Here is an 18,982-nt window from a genome sequence, read left to right on the forward strand (position 1 = left end):
CGGCAGGCTTTGTCGCTGCCAATGTAGGTTCTGCCGGCCGCCGCCGCCAGTCCCTGCAAGCTGTCTTTCCTGCCTCAGCAGACCGGCTGCGCAGGGGCCATCAGCACCCGGTTCCGGCCCAGCGACTTGGCCGCGATCATCGCCCGGTCGGCCCGTTCCAGGGCGATCTCGGCCAGGATGTCGGGCCGGCTGATGCAGAAGGGCGCCTGCTCGAACGCGACCCCGATCGACAGCGTGGCCTGGACCTGGCCCCCGCCCGACAGCGGCGGCAGCACGGTGGGATGGGTCTCGACCTCCTGGCGGATCTCCTCGGCCAGTCGGAAGGCCTCGGCCTCGGTCGCCTGGGGCAGGACCACCAGGAACTCCTCGCCGCCCAGCCGCGCGGTCATGCCCTGGTCGGCGACGATCGCCTCGACCCGGCGGGCGATGTCGCACAGCACCGCGTCGCCCGCGGCATGGCCGAAATTGTCGTTGATCGCCTTGAAGCGGTCCAGGTCAAGCGCCATCACTGCAAAGCCGTCATGCCGGCGCATGGCGCTACGGACGATCTCGGCCAGGCGGGGCATGGCATAGCGCCGGTTGTGCAGCCCGGTCAGCGGGTCGGACATGGCCCAGGCCATGTTGCGCTTCATCTCCCGGCGCCGGCTGTCGGCCCGGCGCTTGCGGTCCAGCTGGTTGCGCAGCGCCAGAACCGCGATCTCAGCATTGTTGTCCTCGGCCGGGTCCAGGGGCAGGACCTCGCCCGCGCCCAAATCCAGGGCAATGGCGCAAAGCTCCTCGCGCTCGGGGGCCACCAGGACGGCGAAGCCCGCCTCTTTCGAGCCGTTGCGCGACCGCAGTTCCGACAGCAGCCGCAGCCCGTCGCCCTTCTGCTCGATATCGGCGGCGATGATGTACAGGTCCGCCCCGTCGCCATGCGCCGCGGCGCTGAGCGTCTCGTCGGGGCTGGCGATGGCCAGGCGGCAGTTCAGGCGGCGCTGCAGGATGTGGCGCCAGCGCTGCGCCCGGGCCGGCTGGTCCGCCACCAGAACCACATTGCCCGACGGCGCGTGAACAAAGCCGCCCGCATCCTCGGCCAGGGCGAAGTCGGGGGCGTCGTCGGCCTCGGCATCGCGCAGCAACCCGCGGATCCGGGCCAGCAGCATCTGTTCGGCCACCCGCGGATCCAGCACGGCCGCGGCCCCGGCCTCCAGCGCCTCGACCCGGCGCTCGCCGTCGGCCAGCACCAGGACGGGGGTGCGGGGCCGTTCCACCGAGACCATCTGGAAGGCGTCGGCTAGCCGAAGGCAGCCGAAGCCCGGCCCCAGCAGGATCAGGTCCGGCCGCCCCTGGCGCAGCTGCGACAGCAGATCCTCGGCCGTCGCCGCGGTCAGGACATCGTAGCAGGCGCCCGACAACCTGACCTTCAGGCTGATCCGGTTGGTCGCACTGGCTTCCGCGATAAGGATACGCGCAGTCACGGATAACGCCTCCTTTTCGACGACAGGGGCAGAATTGCATTGATTCATTAACAAAGGGTTTCCACACAAGCGGCAGGACCGCCCCAGCAAAGGACCGGCGATGACATATACGCGAGAATCCGCCCGCGACCTGGCCACCTCGGCCCTTCTCTACATGGCCGAGCGGCCCGACCTGATGGCCGGCTTCCTGCAGGCGTCCGGCCTCGATCCGCAGGATCTGCGGCAGGTGGCCTCCGATTCTTCCACGGCGCTGCATGTGCTGGACTACCTGCTCGAGGATGACCGGCGGGTGCTGGACGCGGCGGCGGACCTGAACGTTCCGCCCGGCGATCTGATGCAAGCCCGGACCGCGCTGGCCGGACCGGGCAGCTACGGCTGGGACGTCTGAATTTGCGGTTTGTTCACTTCTTTGCCCTATCAGGGGCGACGGAGGTGACGCATGTACGATCTTGTCAGCCGCGCGGTCGAGAAGTTTCTGGCCGGGGGACCAGCGGAATCGGGCTATCAGGCCGCCCCTGGCCAATCCGCAAGCGGAATGCTGGAGGATGCGGCCCAGCAGTTGCGCAAGTCCGTGGACGATCTGCTCGAGGATCTGGGGGCCTGGCTGGTGCGTCAGGACGACATCTGGCGCCTGCTGCGCTTTTGCGGGCGGGATTTCCTGGATTTCCTTCTGCGGCTCGAGGAACTGCCCGACCGGATCCGTCTGATGACGGACGACCTGGATATTCCCCAGATCAGCCTGTCGCGCAGCGAGGATGGCCTGATCTGGATCGCCTTTTCGCACCGTCAGCAGGTCTGGACGGCGCTGATGGGCGGGCTTCTGCGGGCGATGGCCGATGATTACGGCGCGCTTTGCGTCATTACCGCCCAGGACGGGGGATTGTGCGTGGACATCTCTGATTCGGCCTTCGCCGCGGCCCGCACCTTCCACCTGTCGCCGCGGGCTTCGGTGCAATGAGCGCGGCGCTGACCCTGGGGCGGGATGCGCTGGACCGGCTGATGCCGATGCATCTCTGCGTGGCGGACTGCGGCCTGATCCGCTTCGCGGGTCCGACGATGCGCAAGCTGATGCCCCCGGATGCCCGCGAGGTCGGGGATATCTTCGTCGAGGCGCGGGGCGCCGCCTCGGGGCAGGTGATCGGCGCGATCCGCACCGCCACGGCGGGGGACCGGCTGGCGCTGCGGCTGCGCCACCATCGCCGCCTGATGCTGCGCGGCCATGCCGTGGCGCCGGGGCCCGAAGGGCTGTTGCTGAACTTCGGCTTCGGCGTGTCGCTGTCCGAGGCGGTGGCCACCTTCGGCCTGACCGAGGCCGATTTCGCCCCCTCGGAACTGGCGCTTGAGCTGATGTTCCTGCAAGAGGCCAATCGCGCCATCCAGCAGGAACTGGCCCGCTTCAACCGTCACCTGATGCTGGCCCGCGAGAATGCCGAGCGCGACGCGCATACCGATGCCCTGACCGGCCTTCTGAACCGGCGCGGCCTGCAGGCGGCGATGCGCAGCGCCTTCGATCCGCACGCAGGTTCACAGGGGTTCGCCCTGGTGCACCTGGACCTGGACCGCTTCAAGCAGGTCAACGACCGGCTGGGCCACGCCGCCGGCGACCGGCTTCTGGTCGATGTGGCGAAGGTTCTGGGCCGGGCCGTCAGGGCGCGCGATCACGTGGCGCGGATCGGCGGCGACGAATTCGTGCTGATCCTGGGCGGGACATGGAGCTGCCAGGCGCTGAACGATCTTGGCGCCCGCATCATCAAGGGGATCGAGGACGCCTCGCCCCCCGGCTGCCCGGTGTCCGCCAGCCTGGGGGTGGTGCTGTCGGCGGGCTATGGCATCGACGCCATCGACCGGATGCTGGACGATGCCGACGTGGCGCTGTACCGCTCGAAGCGCAACGGCCGGGGCCGCGTCTCGATCGCGCCCCTGCCGGTCGCCAACGGCTAGGAGGCGGCGAGGGCGGCGACGATCGGGCCGAAATCCGCGGCTTTCAGGCTTGCGCCGCCGACCAGGGCGCCGTCCACATGGGGGATGGCGAAGATCGCGGCGGCATTGTCCGGCTTGACGCTGCCGCCATAGAGCAGGCGCACCTGCGCCGCATCCGCCAGCCGGTCCGCCAGGCGCTTGCGCATCAGCGCATGGACCTCGGCGATCTGGTCCGGGGTGGGGGTGCGGCCCGAGCCGATGGCCCAGACCGGCTCGTAGGCGATGACGGTGTTCGCGGCCGTGGCTCCGGCGGGGACCGACCCTTCCAGCTGCGAGGCGATGACGGCCAGCGTCTCGCCGGCGTCGCGCTGCGCCTCGGTCTCGCCCACGCAGATGATCGCGGTCAGCCCCGCGGCATGGGCGGCGGCGGCCTTGGCCGAGACGGCCGCATCGGTCTCTCCATGATCGGCGCGGCGTTCCGAATGGCCCAGGATCACGTGGCTTGCACCAACATCGCGCAACTGCCCCGCGGCGATGTCGCCGGTATGCGCGCCCGAGGGCCTGGCATGGCAGTCCTGCCCGCCGACCACGATGGCCTGGCCCGCCCGCGCCGCCATCGCCTGGATCAGCACCGCGGGCGGGCAGATCACCACTTCGCAGCCCGGGGCAGGGTGGTTGGCCACAAGGGTGTCGATCTCGGCCAGGGCGGCCAGATCGCCGTTCATCTTCCAGTTGCCAGCGGCCATTTTGCGCGGTGCCATGCCATTCCTCCGAAGCCCTTGCAGCGGCTTAGGGGCAGGGCACCCGTTTCGCAATGATGATAGCGCCGAAACCCGGCCACAACCCGCCGCGTCAGGCGGTGCGCGACCCCTCGAGAGGCTCGAACCGGACCGATTCGCCGCAGCCGCAGGCGTCGGTGACATTGGGGTTGCGGAAACGGAAGCCCGATTCCAGCAGGCCATTCTCGTAGTCGATCTCGGTCCCGAACAGGAACATCTGCGCGCGGGGCGCGATCAGCACGCGCGCCGCGCCCTGTTCCACGACCTCCTCGTTCGGTTCGGCGGCCTCGACCAGATCCATGGTGTATTCCATGCCCGCGCAGCCGCCCTTCTTCAGCCCGATGCGCAGGCCGAAGGCGTTCTTGCCCGACATCAGCCGGGCGATCTGGCGTTCTGCGGCCGGCGTGATCCTGACCGGGGCCGTTCCGGGAATGGCAAACATGGGCGCGTTCCTTCTGTTCCCCCGAAAGATAATCCCGCGCCCCCCGCCCATCAAGACGGGGCCGCCCTCCTGGCCGAAATGTCCCAAGGGATTCGGGAGGCGGGTATCCGGGCCGGCCTACATGAAGCCCAGTTCCAGCCGGGCCTCCTCGGACATCATGTCCATGCCCCACTGGGGCTGGAAGGTCATCTCGACATCGACCTGCCTGATGCCGGGGATCGCCTCGATCGCGTCGGCGACCCAGCCCGGCATGTCGCCGGCGACGGGACAGCCGGGGGCGGTCAGGGTCATCACCACCCGCACATCGTTCTGCTGGCTGATGTCGATGGTGTAGATCAGCCCCAGATCGAAGATGTTGACGGGAATTTCCGGGTCGTAGACCGTCTTGCAGGCCTCGACGACGCTTTCGTACAGCGGATGGTCGGTGGATGACGGCGAGATCAGCGGCGCGCCTTCCTGCGGTTCGGTCATGGCGTGTTCCTGTGGGCTTTGCCATGATATAGGCGCCCCGCCCCCGCAGGTCCAGAGATGCGCCGCATTGGGTAGTGCCTCAGTTTGAATCCTCGGCTCCGCGCTTGCGGTAGGTCTTAGGCCGGTTGGGCTTGGGGGCCAGCACGTCGATGTGAGTCACGACCTCTTCCATGTCCCAGATGTGGTCGGTTAGTCCCGCCTGGATGGCGGGCGTGACCTTGAGCGTCTTGTGGACGCGGCAGAAGTTGTAGAACACCGTGTAGAGCGCGACCATCGCCGCGTGGCTCTCCACCTTCTTGCTGAACCCGTTGGTGAGGCGGGTGAAGCGCCGCATCCCCATCCTCATGTTGAGGTTCTGGCGCTCGACGTGGGACGTGCTGATCTTCGCCGGGTCGGGCTTGCCGAACACCTCTTCCTTGATGATCCCCGTGCAGACGCCGGGGCTGTATTTCCGCTCGGGCGAGGTGACGCCCTTGGGCTCGCCAAAGAGCTTGATGAGCCGGGCATAGTCCACGTCGCCCGAGAAGGCGTCGGTGACGGCCTTGAGGTAGGCCCCAAAGCCGTCCGTGGTGAGCTGGACACGGCCCCGGAGCCGGTCGGCCAGATCAAACATGAACACGCGCGCCAACTCGGCCGAGCGGTCGCCTACGGCGTAGCCGATCATCAGCTTGGTGTCGGGGTCCAGCGCCGTCCACGTCCACACGTCGCCCGCGCCCTCAGGAGCGGCCTTGGCGGTCGGGACATTCTTCTCCTTGGCGTAGCAGAAGGCCCAAATCTCATCACACTGGACGCGCTCGGAGGGCACGTCCACCACCCACTCGTCATGGAGGTCCGCGCAGGCCGCGCCAGCGTCCGCGAGGAGCTTGGCAACAGTATTGAAGGACACGTCCGCAAGCCGCGCGGTGGCCCGCATGGACTGCCCTTCGCAGAGCATCTTGAGGATCATCGCGCGGGTTTTGAGAGGCAGCTTGTTCATGCCCCTGATATATGATGCGATATGCTTAGCGTCAAGCATCAAGAGGAGGCAACTAGCCTAAGCTTGGGCCGGTCGCGCGGGATCTGGTAAAACTCCTGCACGTAGTCAGGCAGCAAGCCGAACATCTCTGATATCTCGTTTATCGTCATACCGAGGTCGGCCAGATGAGCCTTGAGGACGCCCTTCAACGTTGTGGGTTCCTCCCGCAAATGACTAGCCTGAACGGGCTCATTCTTCTTAAAGCCTCGCTTGCTCATTTCGATGTTGAAGTGCTTGAACAACCCGTCGCTCAGCGCACCGATCTGCCAAGCCTTGTAGATCAGCGCTTGCATGGACGTGCCCCAGTAAAGTTTGAGGTCCATGAACCTTGTCAAAGACAAATCAAAGAAATCCGCTCGAATGTCTTTGGTCGGCATCAAGAATTCCGACGCGAACCGATTGGCTTCGACCTCTTGCTCGGGATTTGGCGTTTGATGAAGCACAAGATGTCCAATCTCATGTGCCAAGCTGAACCTGAACCTGTCCTTCGGCTGACGTGAGTTAATGAACACGACCGGAGGCAGATCATCGTGTGCCGTCTGGCAGAACCCGTCCACCAGATCGTGCCCGAAGTCGAATGACACCACGACGATACCAGCGGCTTCCGCTAGCCGGGTGAGGTCCGCGACGGGGCCACGGGGCAACTTCCATCGCTGCCGGAGCATCCGTGCAATGTCCTCTATGTCCCGCCCATACTGGTCAGGGTCGATAGCGGGCGGAGGTGGTAAGGTCGGTTCGATCTCGGCGGACTGAAGGAGCTTGCGGAGGTTCAGTCGGTGCAGCTCCGCCAGCCCATGCAGTTGATCCAGATCCCGTGCAGGCATCTTCGCGCGCTTGCGGTGATAGCTCACCAACGGCTCCCGCAGATACCCATCCTGATAGAAAAATGCCGGGCGCACTTGCAGAGCCTCTGCAAGCTTGTTCACCAACTCCTGATGCGGCTGAAGTCTACCATGCTCGATCTTGGACAGCGTGCCCTGAGCGACGGAGCCGGCCAACTCCTCAGCCAACTCCTTCTGGCTCTTCCGCCTGAATTGCCGAGCCAGCATGAGAAGCTGGCCATTGAAGGGCCTATCCATTTGCCTTCTTCACGTCAGCGCTCTTGATGCGGATGCGAGCGGGCGCGTCACCCGAGCCGCCCTCCATTGGCAGTTGTTCCTCGGTTGGGACAGGCGGCTTGCCTTCGTCTAGCGGGATCGCCCATAGGAAATCGCGATTGGAATCATTGCACACCAGATACCGGGCGATCTGATCGGGCGCGTTCTCCGGGATCGTCCACCCGAGATACAAAAGCGTGCACTCGTCGCAACCGGCGAACAGGTCCGCCGCATACTCAGGCAACCTCTGCCCGTCGTAATGCTCGGCCGCCAAGGTGGGGCTAACGGCCACGGTGAACCCTTGCCGCAGCTTCTTCACGCGCAGGAGATACTTGCCCTCCAGGCCGAGCAGAATGAGTTGGTTCTTCTTATGCAGGTGCGCGCCGTTCTTCCCCTCGTCGGCGTAGGAGCGCGCTTGCTTCCAGATCAAGTCGCGATAGACCATGGCGCGCGTTGTGATGTTCATGGCCGGGGCCAGCGCGCGGGCGTTCTCACGGAAGTCCTGGTGCGCCGCCTCAAAGAGGTCATTCAGCGGCCCCAGATGGCGGGCCAAGTCCGCCCGCGCTTCAGCTTCCGTCCGTATGGCCATTGGCCTGCCTCCATGTTGCTGGGGTGAGCCTAACCTATCTCGGCAGGAAGTCCAGAAAATATTCCAAAACTATTCCGATGCGCGGCCCCACCGCTTTGCAGCCGCCTTCTTGGCGATCTCTGCCCTCCGCTCCGGCGTCATGCTCGCCGCCCTTGCCGCGCCCCCCTTGCGCCCGAGTGCCTGGGCGGCCTTGTCCTTGCCGTCGTCGGTCTCGAACTCTTCCTTGGCCTCGCCCGTGGCGATCTGCATGACGCGGACGGCGTTGGCGATCACGTCGGCCGGGCGCTTCTCGCCCTTCGGTCCCTTAGGCATGACCAGCCTCCGCCAAGAGCACGGCCTTGGCTTGCTCGATCTTGTCGGCCCCTTGAGCGCGATAGCCCACCGCAGGCTCTCTCGTCGTGCCTTCGTCGGCGGCAGACCCGATCTTGTAGGCGTTCATGTGGTGCCATTCGTGCTCGACGTAGAACTCTCGGGTGTCAGTGTCGTAGCAGAGTCGCCACCAGTCCTCTCGCTCTTGGAGTGAACCCTTGATGCGCTTCGCGATCTCTCTCGTCAGTACTGCCATGCCGCCTCCAATGCTTTCCGCCAAGCATATAGGAGGCGCGGGGCGGAAGCGACAGCCTCGCACGCCGGGCGGTCAAGGCCGCCGAATTTCAAACTGAGGCACTACCCCGCATTGCGGACCCCGCCGGGCTTCGCTAGACACGCCCGGTTCCAGCGACAGGCAGCCCGATGAGCCAGCGTTTCTCGTTCCAGCTTCACGCGACCGACGGCCGTGCCCGCACCGGCACCATCCGCACCCCGAGGGGAGAGATCCGCACCCCCGCCTTCATGCCGGTGGGCACCGCCGCCACCGTCAAGGCGATGCTGCCGGAATCGGTGCGCGCGACGGGGGCCGACATCCTGCTGGGCAACACCTATCACCTGATGCTGCGCCCCGGCGCCGAACGCATCGCCCGGTTGGGCGGCCTGCACCGGTTCATGAACTGGGACCGGCCGATCCTGACCGACTCGGGCGGGTTCCAGGTCATGTCGCTGGCGGCGCTGCGCAAGCTGACCGAGGACGGGGTGACCTTTTCCTCGCATATCGACGGCAGCAAGCACATGCTTTCGCCCGAAACCAGCATGGAGATCCAGCGGCTGCTGGGCAGCGACATCGTGATGTGCTTCGACGAATGCCCCGCGCTTCCGGCGACCGAACAGGCCGTGGCGCAGTCCATGCGCCTGTCGATGCGATGGGCGCGGCGGTCGCGCGATGCCTTCGGCGACCGTCCCGGCCACGCGCTGTTCGGGATCATGCAGGGCGGCGTGACCCCCGACCTGCGCGCGGAATCGGCCGAGGCGCTGAAAGCCATCGGCTTCGACGGCTACGCCATCGGCGGCTTGGCCGTGGGCGAGGGGCAGGAGGCGATGTTCGGGGTGCTGGACTATGCGCCCGGCCTGCTGCCCGCCGACAGGCCGCGCTACCTGATGGGCGTGGGCAAGCCCGACGACATCGTGGGGGCGGTGCAGCGCGGGGTGGACATGATGGACTGCGTGCTGCCGTCGCGGTCCGGCCGCACCGGGCAGGCCTGGACGCGGCGGGGGCCGGTCGCCATCAAGAACGCCCGCCATGCCGACGACCCGCGCCCGCTGGACGAACATTGCACCTGCCCGGCCTGCACCGGCTATTCCCGCGCCTATCTGCATCATGTCTTCCGGGCGGGCGAAATGATCAGCGGGATGCTGCTGACCTGGCACAACCTGCATTACTTCCAGGAGCTTATGGCCGGCCTGCGCGCGGCCATCGCGGGCGGGGTGCTGGACGCCTTCGTGGCCGATTTCCACGCGCAGCGCGCGCAGGGCGACATCGAGCCGCTCTAGGCGGCGGCCCCGGCCGGGCGGCTGGGGATCCGTCAGCGCCCTTGACCAAAAGTGCTTTCCTTCGGACAGGCCCGGGCTTATCCGTGTCCGGGTGGCGGACGAACCGCCCCGACGAAAGACTTCCATGAGCGACGACATCATCACCATCACCCGCACCGATGACCTGGCGCTGTTTTGCGAAGCGGCGAAATCCGCGCCCTATGTCACGGTGGATACCGAGTTCCTGCGGGAACGGACCTACTGGTCCAAGCTGTGCCTGATCCAGCTTGCGCTGCCCCCCGCCTCGACCCCGAAGGACGCCGGAGGCGAGGCGGTGCTGGTCGATCCCCTGGCCGAAGGCCTGTCGCTGGAGCCGCTTTACGACCTGTTCCGCCATCCGGGCACGGTGAAGGTCTTTCACGCCGCCCGCCAGGATCTGGAAATCTTCTTCCACGATGCGGGCCTGTTCCCGCAGCCGCTGTTCGACACGCAGATCGCCGCCATGGTCTGCGGCTTCGGCGAGCAGGTCGGCTACGAGACGCTGGTGCGCAAGATCGCCAAGGCGAATCTCGACAAGTCGTCGCGCTTCACCGACTGGTCCCGCCGCCCGCTGTCGGACGCGCAGAAGGCCTATGCGCTGGCGGACGTGACGCATCTGCGCGTGATCTACGAATTCCTGTCCGACGAATTGCGCAAGAACAACCGCGAAAGCTGGCTGGCCGAGGAGATCGCGGTCCTCGAGGATCCCGAGACCTATATCACCCGCCCCGAGGAAGCCTGGCTCAAGGTGCGCACGCGCACGAACTCTCCGCGCTTCCTGGCGATCCTGCGCGAACTGGCCCGCTTCCGCGAGGCCTATGCCCAGGAACGCGACATTCCGCGGTCGCGGGTGTTCAAGGACGATGCGATGATCGAGATCGCCTCGACCAAGCCGCAGACCGAGGCCGACCTGGCGCGGTCGCGCCTGCTGCTGCGCGAGGCGCGCAAGGCCGACATCGCCAGCGGCATCCTGGCCGCGGTGAAGGCCGGTCTGGAGGCCAGGGAACTGCCCCAGGCCAAGCCCGAGGAACCCGGCAGGCCCGGCAATGCCGCGCTGTCCGACCTGCTGCGCGTGCTGCTGAAGGCCAAGGCCGACGCGGCGGGGGTGGCCCCCAAGCTGATCGCCTCGGCCGCGGAACTGGATGCCATCGCCCAGGGCGAACGCGACCTGCCCGCGCTGAAGGGCTGGCGGGCCGAGGTGTTCGGCAAGGACGCGCTGCGCCTGGCCTGCGGCGAGATCGCCCTGTCGGCCAAGGGCGGCGCGGTCAGGGTCGTGCCGGCGGGCTGACCCGCAAGCCGCAGCCTCTCAGCGCCCCGCGGTCCCCGAGGGCAGCGTGCCGGCGGGTTCCAAGGTGATCAGCCTGAACCGGGCGCGCCGCGATCTCGGGGCTGTCGGTCGGTCTGGCCGGGGCGCCGGCAGGGGCACTGGCCGAAGCACTGGCCGGTGCGCTGGCGGGTGCGGGCAGCAGGGCCTTTTCGGGGCGGGGGGTCTTCCAGTCCTGGGCCATCTCGGAGGGCGAGGGGGCGATGGTCTTTCCGCCTTCGATGATGGGCATGACCTGATCGGATACCAGGTCGAACCGCCGGGGCGCGACGCCGATCTGGCCTTCGGCGATGATGCAGCCCAAGGCCCGCGTGACATCGCCCAGATCCGATGACAGCGGCAGCAGCAGCAGCCGCGCCGTCAGTTCGGGCCGGGCGTATTCGGCCTTGGCGTGCAGGGTCATCTCGGCGATCTGGGGGGCGCGGAAGACCGACTCCAGCACGTCCGACCAGCGGCCGCGCGATCCGGGATTGGCCAGCGAACAGAAGGCCATGCCCCGCACCTCCATGCCCATCAGGTCGATCAGCTGCTGGCCCGCCAGACGGAAGCGCGCGGCGCCCGGGGCGATCCGTTCTAGGATGAAGGCGTGATCCAGCGCGCGCTGGATGCCCTGGGGCTGGATGTCCGACCGCGCCGGGACCGCGCGCCCCTTGCGCAGGCTGTCCCAATAGGCGCGCATGTCGGCCATGATCTCGCGCCGGATGGGTCGGGTTGAAGTCGGCAAGCCGCAGCACCTGGCCCGCTTCATCCGCCCTGAACGGATGCGACGCATTGTCGTCCTGCCTATCGGACACTGTCTGAACCCTCGTTACCGGTGCGTGCCCGGCAACACGGGCACACGATACACTCCAAGGACATGATAAACATTAGTCCGACCCATGCCGAGTCGTTTTCCTAACGAATGGTTAAGGCCTTTGGTTCAGTGTCCCGGGCGCCGCGGGACTTGACCCCTTCCGGCCGGTGGTTCATCCCGCAGCCAAAGCAAGGAAGAATGACATCCATGGACAGAACCGGCCTGCTGATCATCCTGTCGTCGCCCTCGGGCGCGGGGAAGTCCACGCTGGCCCGGCGGCTGATGGACTGGGATCCCAGCTTGCGCTTCTCGGTCTCGGCCACCACCCGTCCGCCCCGCCCCGGAGAGGTGGACGGCCGCGACTATCACTTCATCAGCGCCGGCGCCTTCCACCGGATGGTCGAACAGGGGCAGATGCTGGAACATGCCGAGGTGTTCGGGAACCTGTACGGCAGCCCACGAGCCCCGGTCGAGGCGGCGATGCGCGACGGCCGCGACACGCTGTTCGACGTGGACTGGCAGGGCGGCCAGCAGATCCGCGCCTCGGTGCTGGGCGGGCACGTGGTGTCGATCTTCGTGCTGCCGCCGTCGCTGCCCGAACTGGAACGGCGGCTGCGGTCGCGCGGGCAGGACAGCGACGCGGTGATCGCCGGCCGGATGGAAAAGAGCCGGGCCGAGATCAGCCACTGGGCGGAATACGACTACGTCCTCATCAACGACGATCTGGACGAGACAGAGGCCCGGCTGCGCGCCATCCTGACGGCGGAACGCCTGCGCCGGGAACGCCAGGGCGGGCTGGGCCGCTTCGTGAAGGCCTTGATGGAGGAACATGCATGATCTGGGAACTGGACGGTCTTTCCCCTCGCATCGCCGCCGATGCCTGGGTGGCGCCGGACGCGCAGCTGATGGGCCGCGTGGTGGTCGAGGAAGGCGCCTCGGTCTGGTGGGGCGCGGTCCTGCGCGGCGACAACGAGGAGATCCGTGTGGGGCGCGGCAGCAACGTCCAGGATCTGTGCGTGCTGCACACCGATCCCGACTGCCCGCTGGTCATCGGCGCCGACTGCACCATCGGCCACCGCGCGATCCTGCACGGCTGCATCATCGGCGAGGGCGCCCTGATCGGCATGGGCGCCACGATCCTGAACCGCGCCCGGATCGGCGCGGGGGCGCTGATCGGCGCCGGCGCCCTGGTCGCCGAGGGCAAGGACATCCCGCCCGGCGCCCTGGTGATGGGATCGCCCGGCAAGGTCGTGCGGATGATGGACGATGCCGCGCGCGACGGGCTGCGGCAGTCGGCGGCGCGCTATCGCGCCAATGCGGCGCGGTTCCGCGCGGGGTTGCGGCAGGTCGGATGACGCAAGAGGCGCGGCACCCGGCCTCGGACCTGCTGGAGGGCGTGCCGGTGCCCATGCTGGCCGTGGACGGCCGCGCCCGCACCATCGGCGCCAACCGCGCGGCCCTGGCCCTGTTCGGCGGCGGCGATCTGCTGAACCGGCCCTTCGTCACGATCCTGCGCCATCCCGCCGTGGTGGCGGCGGTGGACTGGGTGCTGGACCCGGGCCGCCATCCCGCGCCGGCGCCCGACCCCTCGCTGCCGCCGGCGGCCGAGGGCGTGGTGCGGCTGAACGCGGTGATCGTGGCCGACGGGCGCGACATCGCGGCCGAGATCACCGTGGCGCGCCTGCCCCCGGCCCTGGGGACAGGGGCCACGGTCGCGATCCTGGACCGTTCGGCCGCCGACGAGGCCGAGCAGATGCGCCGCGACTTCGTGGCCAATGTCAGCCACGAGCTGAAGACCCCGCTGACGGCAATGATCGGCTTCATCGAGACCTTGCGCGGCCCGGCCCGCGACGACGCCCGCGCCCGCGCCCGCTTCCTCGACATCATGGAGCGCGAGGCCGCGCGGATGAACCGCCTGGTCAGCGACCTGCTGTCGCTGAGCCGCGTCCAGGGCGAGGAGCGGCGCCGTCCGCTGGCCCGGGTCGATCTGCCCCGGCTGCTGCGCACCGTGCTGGCGACGATGGATCCGGTGGCCCGGGCCGCCGGGGTTACGGTCGATGCGCAGGGGATCGACGGCAGCCAGATTGTTCCCGGCGATCCCGACCAGCTGGTCCAGGTGTTCCAGAACCTGATCGAGAACGCCCTGAAATACGGCGGGTCGGGCGGCTATCTGGGCGTCTCGATGCGCCGCATCGACCACGAGCCCCTGCTGCGCGGCCCCGCCTGGGCGGTCGAGATCCGCGACCGCGGCGAGGGGATCGAGGGGATGCACCTGCCGCGCCTGACCGAACGCTTCTACCGGGTGGACACGCACCGGTCCCGCGCCCAGGGTGGCACCGGGCTGGGCCTGGCCATCGTCAAGCACATCGTGAACCGCCACCGCGGCCGGCTGCGGATCGACAGCCTGCGCGGGCAGGGCAGCACCTTCACCGTGATCCTGCCCGAAAGCGCCAGCCGGGGCTGAGGTTGGCGGTGGCGGGCGGCCCGCCGCTGGCCTATAACGGCCCCAGCCACCAACGGAGCCGCCCATGACCCAGACCCCGCAGACCGACCCCGCCAAGCTGGCGGCCGCGCGCGCCGCCGTGGCGCTTGTCAAGGACGGCATGAAGCTGGGCCTGGGCACGGGATCGACCGCCTCGATCATGGTGCGCGAACTGGCCGCGCGCGCGCAGGCCGAGCGGCTGTCGCTGCGCTGCGCGGCGACGTCCCGGGCCACCTGCGATCTGGCCGAAAGCCTGGGCCTGTCCATCGAGAGCCTGGACGAGATCGGCTGGCTGGACCTGACCATCGACGGCGCCGACGAGGTCGATCCCGACCTGCATCTCATCAAGGGGGGCGGGGGCGCGCATCTGCGCGAGAAGATCGTCGCGGCGGCCAGCCACCGCATGGTGGTGATCGCCGATCCCGGCAAGGTGGTCGAACAGCTTGGCGCCTTCCCCCTGCCGGTCGAGGTGATCCGGTTCGGGTTCGAGACCACCCGGACGCTGATCCGCCGCGCGCTCGAGGATCTGGATCTGGGCGGCCACGACGTCCTGCACCGCCTCAGGGGCAGCGAGGCCTGGGTCACGGACGAGGGGAACTGGATCCTGGATCTGCATCTGGACTGCATCCCCGATCCGGTGGCGCTGGCCCACGCGCTGTCGGCCATTCCGGGCGTGGTGGAACACGGTCTGTTCCTGGGCATGTGCCATATCGCGATCATCGGCAAGCCGGACGGCACGGTGGTCCGGCTGGACCGCAACGCGGATCTCGACGCCGACCTGCTTGCGGGCGAGGGGGCCGGCCATGAGCTTCGACTATGACCTGTTCGTGATCGGCGGCGGGTCGGGCGGCGTCCGCGCCGCCCGTGTCGCGGCGGGCGAACACGGCGCCCGCGTCGCCCTGGCCGAGGAAAGCCGCATGGGCGGCACCTGCGTCATCCGCGGCTGCGTGCCCAAGAAGCTGATGATCTTCGCCTCTCAGGCCGGGTTGATGGCCCAGGAGATGCGCGGCTATGGCTGGGAAGGCGCGCAGGCGGGCCGCTTCGACTGGGCGGTGTTCAGGCGCAAGCTGGACGCCGAACTGACCCGGCTGGAACTGATCTACACCGCCAATCTGGAACGCTCGGGCGTCGAGATCTTCCACCAGCGGGCGACCGTCCTGGACGATCACACCGTGGCCCTGGCCGACGGCAGCCGCAAGACCGCCAAGCACATCCTGATCGCCGTGGGCGGTCGCCCCGCGCTGCCGGGCATCCCCGGCGAGGAACTGGGGCTGATCTCGGACGACCTGTTCCTGCTGGACAGCCTGCCGCGCCGGGTGCTGGTGGTGGGCGGGGGCTATATCGCCTGCGAATTCGCCACCATCCTGGCGGGCCTGGGCTGCGAGACGGTGCAGACCTATCGCGGCGAGGCGGTGCTGCGCGGCTTCGACCGCGAGATCCGCGACCTGGCGACCCTGCAGCTGAGCCAAGTGGGCATCGACCTGCGGCTGAACCTGAACCCGACCGGCTTGGAACGCGCGGGCCAGGGGATCGGCGTGACCTTCACCGACGGCAGCAGCGACCGCTTCGACGCGGTCTTCTGGGCCACCGGGCGCGACCCCTATACCGGCGGTCTGGGGCTCGAGAACACCGGCGTCCATCTGCGCGCCAACGGCGCGGTGCAGGTGGACGAATGGTCCCAGACCTCGGTCCCGTCGATCTTCGCCGTGGGCGACGTCACGGACCGGGTGAACCTGACGCCGGTGGCGATCCGCGAGGGCCATGCCCTGGCCGACACTGTCTTCGGCGGGCGGGCGCGCAAGGTCATCCATCACAACATCGCAAGCGCCGTCTATCTGCGCCCGCACGAGGCCGCCTCCATCGGCCTGACCGAGGAACAGGCCTGCGCGCGCGGCGATGTCGATGTCTATGCGACCACCTTCCGGCCGATGCGGTCCATGTTCGCGGGCAGCGACGCCCGGGTGATGATGAAGCTTCTGGTCGATCCCGGAACCGACGTGGTCATCGGCTGCCACATCTTCGGCCCCGAGGCGGGCGAGATGATCCAGCTTGCCGCGATCCCCGTCACCATGGGCGCGACCAAGGCCGATTTCGATGCCACCGTGGCCGTGCATCCCACCGCCGCCGAGGAACTGGTGACGATGCGCCAGCCGGTCCGCCGTCACCGGCTCGACGTTTCTGCACAGGCTGCAAGCGCCTGACAATTGCGACAGATCGGCGCAAGCGGGGGTGTCCGGGTTGACTTTTCCCCCTGCCGGCCCAGTTTCAGGTAACGGATTTTCGATGAGGAAAGAAGGACCACGGATGGCAAGTCAGGGCCCTTGGGGCGGCGGCAGCGGCGGAGGAGACGACCAGGATCGCGACAAGCGTCCGGCGAACCGCCCTTGGGGACAGCAGCAACCACCCAGGGGACCGCAGCGCCCCGGTGGCCCCCAGCAGATGCCCGAGATCGAAGAGCTGATGAAGAAGGGCCAGGAACGCCTGCGGGTGCTGATGGGCGGCCGCGGCAGCGGCGGCGGACCCACCGGCGGCGGCGGCGGGCAGCGCGGGCCGGGCGGCACCGGCCTGCAGATGAACCGGTCCACCCTGACGATCGGGGCGCTGATCCTGCTGGCGCTGTGGGCCTTTGCCAGCTTCTACCGCGTCCAGACCAACGAACGCAGCGTCGAGTTCCTGTTCGGCCGCGCCGTGGCCGTGGGCACCGAGGGCCTGAACTTCGCGCCCTGGCCGATCGTCACCGCCGAGGTCATCCCCGTGACCAACGAACGCGTGACCGAGATCGGCACCGGCGCCCAGGGCGAGATGGACAACGGCCTGATGCTGACCCGCGACCAGAACATCGTGGACATGGAATACCAGGTCGTCTGGAACATCTCGGATCCCGAAAAGTTCCTGTTCAATCTGGCCGATCCGGCCGACACCATGCGCGCGGTGGCCGAATCCTCGATGCGTGACATCATCGCGCGCAGCGAACTGGCACCGATCCTGAACCGCGACCGGGGCACCATCGCCAGCGACCTGCAGGAATCCGTGCAGCAGACGCTGGACGCCTATGAATCGGGGATCAACGTGGTGCGGGTGAACCTCGACCGCGCCGACCCGCCGGCCGAGGTGATCGACGCCTTCCGCGAGGTTCAGGCCGCCCAGCAGGAACGCGACCGGCTTGAAAAGGAAGCCGACGCCTATGCCAACCGGGTGCTGGCCCAGGCCCGCGGCGACGCCGCCGCGGCGATGGAACAGGCCGAGGCCTATCGCGCCCAGTCGGTCAACACCGCCCAGGGCGAGGCCGCGCGCTTCAATTCGATCTACGAAGAATATGTGAAGGCTCCTGACGTGACCCGCCGCCGGATGTATCTTGAAACGATGGAAAACGTCCTGGGCCGGGTGGACAAGGTGATCCTGGGCGACGGGATGGACGGGCAGGGATCGGGCGTCGTGCCCTATCTGCCGCTGGACCAGCTGCGCCCGCAGGGAACCGATACGCCGGACGCCGCCCAGACCGGGCGGGGCTTCCAGAACAGCGGACAGCCGACCGTCCTGCAGCCTGGCGCGATCCTTCAGGACCAGGGCGCGGCGCGCGTGAACACCGTGACCACCGGGGGTAGCAACTGATGGCAAACGCTCGCAGAATAACGGCCGCGACGCTGGCCATTCCCGCGCTGATCGTGGTGGCGGTGCTTGTCGCCGCGTCGCTGTTCATCGTGGACGAACGCGAAAAGGCGCTGGTGCTGCGCCTGGGCCGCGTGGTCGATGTGAAGGAGGAGCCCGGCCTGGGCTTCAAGCTGCCCTTCCTCGACAACGTCGAGAAATACGACGGTCGCATCCTGGGGTTGCCGACCGTCCCGCTCGAGGTCACGCCGCTGGACGACCGCCGGCTGATCGTGGATGCCTTCGCCCGCTGGCGCATCACCGACGTGGTGCGGTTCCGCCAGGCGGTCGGCGCGGGCGGCATCCAGGGCGCCCAGGGCCGGCTGGAGCCGATCGTGCGCAACGCCATCCGCGAGGTTCTGGGCACCGTGCCCTCTACCAGCGTGCTGTCGGACGACCGCACCGCGCTGATGAACCAGATCCGCGACGAGGCGCGGGCCAATTCGGAGGGGCTGGGGATCGAGATCATCGACGTGCGCCTGACCCGCACCGACCTGCCCGAGCAGAACCTGAACGCCACCTACGCCCGGATGCGGGCCGAGCGTCAGCGCGAGGCTGCCGACGAGATCGCCCGGGGCGGCGAGGCCGCGCAGCGCGTCCGCGCCGCCGCGGACCGGACCGTGACCGAACTGACCTCCGAGGCGCAGAAGCGGGCCGAGATCATCCGCGGCGAGGCGGACGCCCAGCGCAACGCCATCTATGCCGACGCCTTCGGCCGCGACCCGGAATTCTTTGCCTTCACCCGGTCGATGACCTCGTATGAACGGGCGCTGCAGGCCGACAACAGCACCATGGTGCTGCAGCCGGACGGCGAGTTCTTCAGCTATCTGCGCGACGACGGCTCCAGCCGCGCCGATCCTCCGGCGATCCCGGTGCCGGCGGGCAATTCGGCGGCCGAGGCGCTGACCCCCGCATCGGACGAGGACGAGGAGGAACTGGTCACCCCCACCGTCACCGACCGCGAGGGCAATCCACTTGGCGAAAGCGCCGGCGTCAAGCTGACCCCGGTCCCCGAGATGCTGACGACCCCGCCCCAGGAAACCGACGGCGTCGTGGCGCCGCCCGCCGCTGCGGCAGCGCC

21 protein-coding genes and 1 pseudogene are annotated in these 18,982 nt (G+C 68.2%); 12 read left to right on the forward strand and 10 right to left on the reverse strand.

The features are described 5' to 3' along the window. Nucleotides 1–74: 74 nt before the first annotated feature. Nucleotides 75–1,460: a diguanylate cyclase gene (locus tag ACZ1HC_RS09025; protein ID WP_472699684.1), complete on the reverse strand. Its 1,386-nt coding sequence runs from the start codon at nucleotides 1,458–1,460 to the stop codon at nucleotides 75–77. Nucleotides 1,461–1,560: 100 nt separating this feature from the next. Between ACZ1HC_RS09025 and ACZ1HC_RS09030 the strand changes: the two genes are divergently transcribed. The 3 genes from ACZ1HC_RS09030 to ACZ1HC_RS09040 are packed head-to-tail and all read left to right on the forward strand — an operon-like array spanning nucleotide 1,561 to nucleotide 3,401. Continuing rightward, nucleotides 1,561–1,848: a DUF3572 family protein gene (locus ACZ1HC_RS09030; RefSeq protein ID WP_472699685.1), complete on the forward strand. Its 288-nt coding sequence runs from the start codon at nucleotides 1,561–1,563 to the stop codon at nucleotides 1,846–1,848. Nucleotides 1,849–1,899: 51 nt separating this feature from the next. After that, nucleotides 1,900–2,418 carry a heme NO-binding domain-containing protein gene (locus tag ACZ1HC_RS09035; RefSeq protein ID WP_472699686.1) on the forward strand — a complete coding sequence of 173 codons (519 nt, stop codon included), beginning with the start codon at nucleotides 1,900–1,902 and terminating at the stop codon, nucleotides 2,416–2,418. Beyond that, the gene (locus ACZ1HC_RS09040; protein WP_472699687.1) at nucleotides 2,415–3,401 is read left to right on the forward strand and encodes a GGDEF domain-containing protein; all 987 of its coding nucleotides are present in this window, start codon (nucleotides 2,415–2,417) and stop codon (nucleotides 3,399–3,401) included. Before ACZ1HC_RS09035 ends, ACZ1HC_RS09040 begins: the two co-directional genes overlap by 4 nt. On the opposite strand, the gene tpiA is transcribed toward ACZ1HC_RS09040, so the two are convergent. The 8 genes from tpiA to ACZ1HC_RS09080 form a co-directional block, all read right to left on the reverse strand. Beyond that, complete coding sequence (gene tpiA, locus ACZ1HC_RS09045; protein WP_472699688.1) at nucleotides 3,398–4,141, reverse strand: triose-phosphate isomerase; 744 nt, start codon at nucleotides 4,139–4,141, stop codon at nucleotides 3,398–3,400. The genes ACZ1HC_RS09040 and tpiA overlap by 4 nt on opposite strands. 91 nt (nucleotides 4,142–4,232) lie before the next feature. Further along, the gene (locus ACZ1HC_RS09050; protein WP_472699689.1) at nucleotides 4,233–4,601 is read right to left on the reverse strand and encodes a HesB/IscA family protein; all 369 of its coding nucleotides are present in this window, start codon (nucleotides 4,599–4,601) and stop codon (nucleotides 4,233–4,235) included. 117 nt (nucleotides 4,602–4,718) lie between these two features. After that, entirely contained in the window at nucleotides 4,719–5,072 is a 354-nt protein-coding gene (locus tag ACZ1HC_RS09055) for an SUF system Fe-S cluster assembly protein (protein ID WP_472699690.1), read from the reverse strand. Nucleotides 5,073–5,151: 79 nt separating this feature from the next. Beyond that, on the reverse strand, nucleotides 5,152–6,048 hold the full coding sequence (locus ACZ1HC_RS09060; RefSeq protein WP_472699691.1) for an IS1 family transposase: 897 nt from the start codon (nucleotides 6,046–6,048) through the stop codon (nucleotides 5,152–5,154). A 38-nt stretch (nucleotides 6,049–6,086) separates the two neighbouring features. Next, nucleotides 6,087–7,166 (reverse strand): XRE family transcriptional regulator, encoded by a 1,080-nt coding sequence (locus ACZ1HC_RS09065; protein WP_472699692.1) that lies wholly within the window; start codon nucleotides 7,164–7,166, stop codon nucleotides 6,087–6,089. Continuing rightward, on the reverse strand, nucleotides 7,159–7,773 hold the full coding sequence (locus tag ACZ1HC_RS09070) for a hypothetical protein (protein ID WP_472699693.1): 615 nt from the start codon (nucleotides 7,771–7,773) through the stop codon (nucleotides 7,159–7,161). Before ACZ1HC_RS09070 ends, ACZ1HC_RS09065 begins: the two co-directional genes overlap by 8 nt. Before the next feature lie 69 nt (nucleotides 7,774–7,842). Continuing rightward, nucleotides 7,843–8,085, reverse strand: coding sequence for a histone H1 (locus tag ACZ1HC_RS09075; protein ID WP_472699694.1), 243 nt, complete (start codon nucleotides 8,083–8,085; stop codon nucleotides 7,843–7,845). Next, entirely contained in the window at nucleotides 8,078–8,338 is a 261-nt protein-coding gene (locus ACZ1HC_RS09080; protein ID WP_472699695.1) for a hypothetical protein, read from the reverse strand. The genes ACZ1HC_RS09075 and ACZ1HC_RS09080 overlap by 8 nt, the downstream gene beginning before the upstream one ends. Nucleotides 8,339–8,505: 167 nt before the next feature. On the opposite strand from ACZ1HC_RS09080, the gene tgt reads away from it, so the two are divergent. Beyond that, entirely contained in the window at nucleotides 8,506–9,636 is a 1,131-nt protein-coding gene (tgt, locus tag ACZ1HC_RS09085) for a tRNA guanosine(34) transglycosylase Tgt (RefSeq protein WP_472699696.1), read from the forward strand. A 124-nt stretch (nucleotides 9,637–9,760) separates the two neighbouring features. Continuing rightward, the gene (rnd, locus tag ACZ1HC_RS09090; protein WP_472699697.1) at nucleotides 9,761–10,942 is read left to right on the forward strand and encodes a ribonuclease D; all 1,182 of its coding nucleotides are present in this window, start codon (nucleotides 9,761–9,763) and stop codon (nucleotides 10,940–10,942) included. On the opposite strand, the gene ACZ1HC_RS09095 is transcribed toward rnd, so the two are convergent. Next, complete coding sequence (locus ACZ1HC_RS09095) at nucleotides 10,920–11,666, reverse strand: PAS domain-containing protein (protein ID WP_472699698.1); 747 nt, start codon at nucleotides 11,664–11,666, stop codon at nucleotides 10,920–10,922. The genes rnd and ACZ1HC_RS09095 overlap by 23 nt on opposite strands. 312 nt (nucleotides 11,667–11,978) lie before the next feature. On the opposite strand from ACZ1HC_RS09095, the gene gmk reads away from it, so the two are divergent. The 7 genes and pseudogenes from gmk to hflC all read left to right on the forward strand — a co-directional run. Continuing rightward, entirely contained in the window at nucleotides 11,979–12,608 is a 630-nt protein-coding gene (gmk, locus tag ACZ1HC_RS09100; RefSeq protein WP_472699699.1) for a guanylate kinase, read from the forward strand. Continuing rightward, entirely contained in the window at nucleotides 12,605–13,126 is a 522-nt protein-coding gene (locus tag ACZ1HC_RS09105; RefSeq protein WP_472699700.1) for a gamma carbonic anhydrase family protein, read from the forward strand. Before gmk ends, ACZ1HC_RS09105 begins: the two co-directional genes overlap by 4 nt. Next, nucleotides 13,123–14,235 (forward strand): sensor histidine kinase, encoded by a 1,113-nt coding sequence (locus tag ACZ1HC_RS09110; protein ID WP_472699701.1) that lies wholly within the window; start codon nucleotides 13,123–13,125, stop codon nucleotides 14,233–14,235. Before ACZ1HC_RS09105 ends, ACZ1HC_RS09110 begins: the two co-directional genes overlap by 4 nt. 64 nt (nucleotides 14,236–14,299) lie before the next feature. Continuing rightward, nucleotides 14,300–15,073 (forward strand): ribose-5-phosphate isomerase RpiA, encoded by a 774-nt coding sequence (gene rpiA, locus ACZ1HC_RS09115; RefSeq protein ID WP_472699702.1) that lies wholly within the window; start codon nucleotides 14,300–14,302, stop codon nucleotides 15,071–15,073. Further along, entirely contained in the window at nucleotides 15,057–16,454 is a 1,398-nt protein-coding gene (gene gorA / locus ACZ1HC_RS09120) for a glutathione-disulfide reductase (RefSeq protein WP_472699703.1), read from the forward strand. The genes rpiA and gorA overlap by 17 nt, the downstream gene beginning before the upstream one ends. A gap of 103 nt (nucleotides 16,455–16,557) precedes the next feature. After that, on the forward strand, nucleotides 16,558–17,865 hold the full coding sequence (gene hflK, locus ACZ1HC_RS09125; RefSeq protein ID WP_472699704.1) for an FtsH protease activity modulator HflK: 1,308 nt from the start codon (nucleotides 16,558–16,560) through the stop codon (nucleotides 17,863–17,865). After that, nucleotides 17,865–18,890 (forward strand): annotated as a pseudogene (hflC, locus tag ACZ1HC_RS09130) (protease modulator HflC); the annotation flags it as partial. The gene hflK and the pseudogene hflC, both read left to right, overlap by 1 nt. Nucleotides 18,891–18,982: the final 92 nt, after the last annotated feature.

This window comes from Paracoccus sp. BR5-17 (assembly GCF_055693925.1).

Excerpts from the sequence above, each read along its gene's own strand:
- ACZ1HC_RS09030 (WP_472699685.1), top strand. The coding sequence starts at position 1,561 with ATGACATATACGCGAGAATCCGCCCGCGACCTGGCCACCTCGGCCCTT.
- ACZ1HC_RS09035 (WP_472699686.1), top strand. The coding sequence starts at position 1,900 with ATGTACGATCTTGTCAGCCGCGCGGTCGAGAAGTTTCTGGCCGGGGGA.
- ACZ1HC_RS09040 (WP_472699687.1), top strand. The coding sequence starts at position 2,415 with ATGAGCGCGGCGCTGACCCTGGGGCGGGATGCGCTGGACCGGCTGATG.
- tpiA (WP_472699688.1), bottom strand. The coding sequence starts at position 4,141 with ATGGCACCGCGCAAAATGGCCGCTGGCAACTGGAAGATGAACGGCGAT.
- ACZ1HC_RS09050 (WP_472699689.1), bottom strand. The coding sequence starts at position 4,601 with ATGTTTGCCATTCCCGGAACGGCCCCGGTCAGGATCACGCCGGCCGCA.
- ACZ1HC_RS09055 (WP_472699690.1), bottom strand. The coding sequence starts at position 5,072 with ATGACCGAACCGCAGGAAGGCGCGCCGCTGATCTCGCCGTCATCCACC.
- ACZ1HC_RS09060 (WP_472699691.1), bottom strand. The coding sequence starts at position 6,048 with ATGAACAAGCTGCCTCTCAAAACCCGCGCGATGATCCTCAAGATGCTC.
- ACZ1HC_RS09065 (WP_472699692.1), bottom strand. The coding sequence starts at position 7,166 with ATGGATAGGCCCTTCAATGGCCAGCTTCTCATGCTGGCTCGGCAATTC.
- ACZ1HC_RS09070 (WP_472699693.1), bottom strand. The coding sequence starts at position 7,773 with ATGGCCATACGGACGGAAGCTGAAGCGCGGGCGGACTTGGCCCGCCAT.
- ACZ1HC_RS09075 (WP_472699694.1), bottom strand. The coding sequence starts at position 8,085 with ATGCCTAAGGGACCGAAGGGCGAGAAGCGCCCGGCCGACGTGATCGCC.
- ACZ1HC_RS09080 (WP_472699695.1), bottom strand. The coding sequence starts at position 8,338 with ATGGCAGTACTGACGAGAGAGATCGCGAAGCGCATCAAGGGTTCACTC.
- tgt (WP_472699696.1), top strand. The coding sequence starts at position 8,506 with ATGAGCCAGCGTTTCTCGTTCCAGCTTCACGCGACCGACGGCCGTGCC.
- rnd (WP_472699697.1), top strand. The coding sequence starts at position 9,761 with ATGAGCGACGACATCATCACCATCACCCGCACCGATGACCTGGCGCTG.
- ACZ1HC_RS09095 (WP_472699698.1), bottom strand. The coding sequence starts at position 11,666 with ATGGCCGACATGCGCGCCTATTGGGACAGCCTGCGCAAGGGGCGCGCG.
- gmk (WP_472699699.1), top strand. The coding sequence starts at position 11,979 with ATGGACAGAACCGGCCTGCTGATCATCCTGTCGTCGCCCTCGGGCGCG.
- ACZ1HC_RS09105 (WP_472699700.1), top strand. The coding sequence starts at position 12,605 with ATGATCTGGGAACTGGACGGTCTTTCCCCTCGCATCGCCGCCGATGCC.
- ACZ1HC_RS09110 (WP_472699701.1), top strand. The coding sequence starts at position 13,123 with ATGACGCAAGAGGCGCGGCACCCGGCCTCGGACCTGCTGGAGGGCGTG.
- rpiA (WP_472699702.1), top strand. The coding sequence starts at position 14,300 with ATGACCCAGACCCCGCAGACCGACCCCGCCAAGCTGGCGGCCGCGCGC.
- gorA (WP_472699703.1), top strand. The coding sequence starts at position 15,057 with ATGAGCTTCGACTATGACCTGTTCGTGATCGGCGGCGGGTCGGGCGGC.
- hflK (WP_472699704.1), top strand. The coding sequence starts at position 16,558 with ATGGCAAGTCAGGGCCCTTGGGGCGGCGGCAGCGGCGGAGGAGACGAC.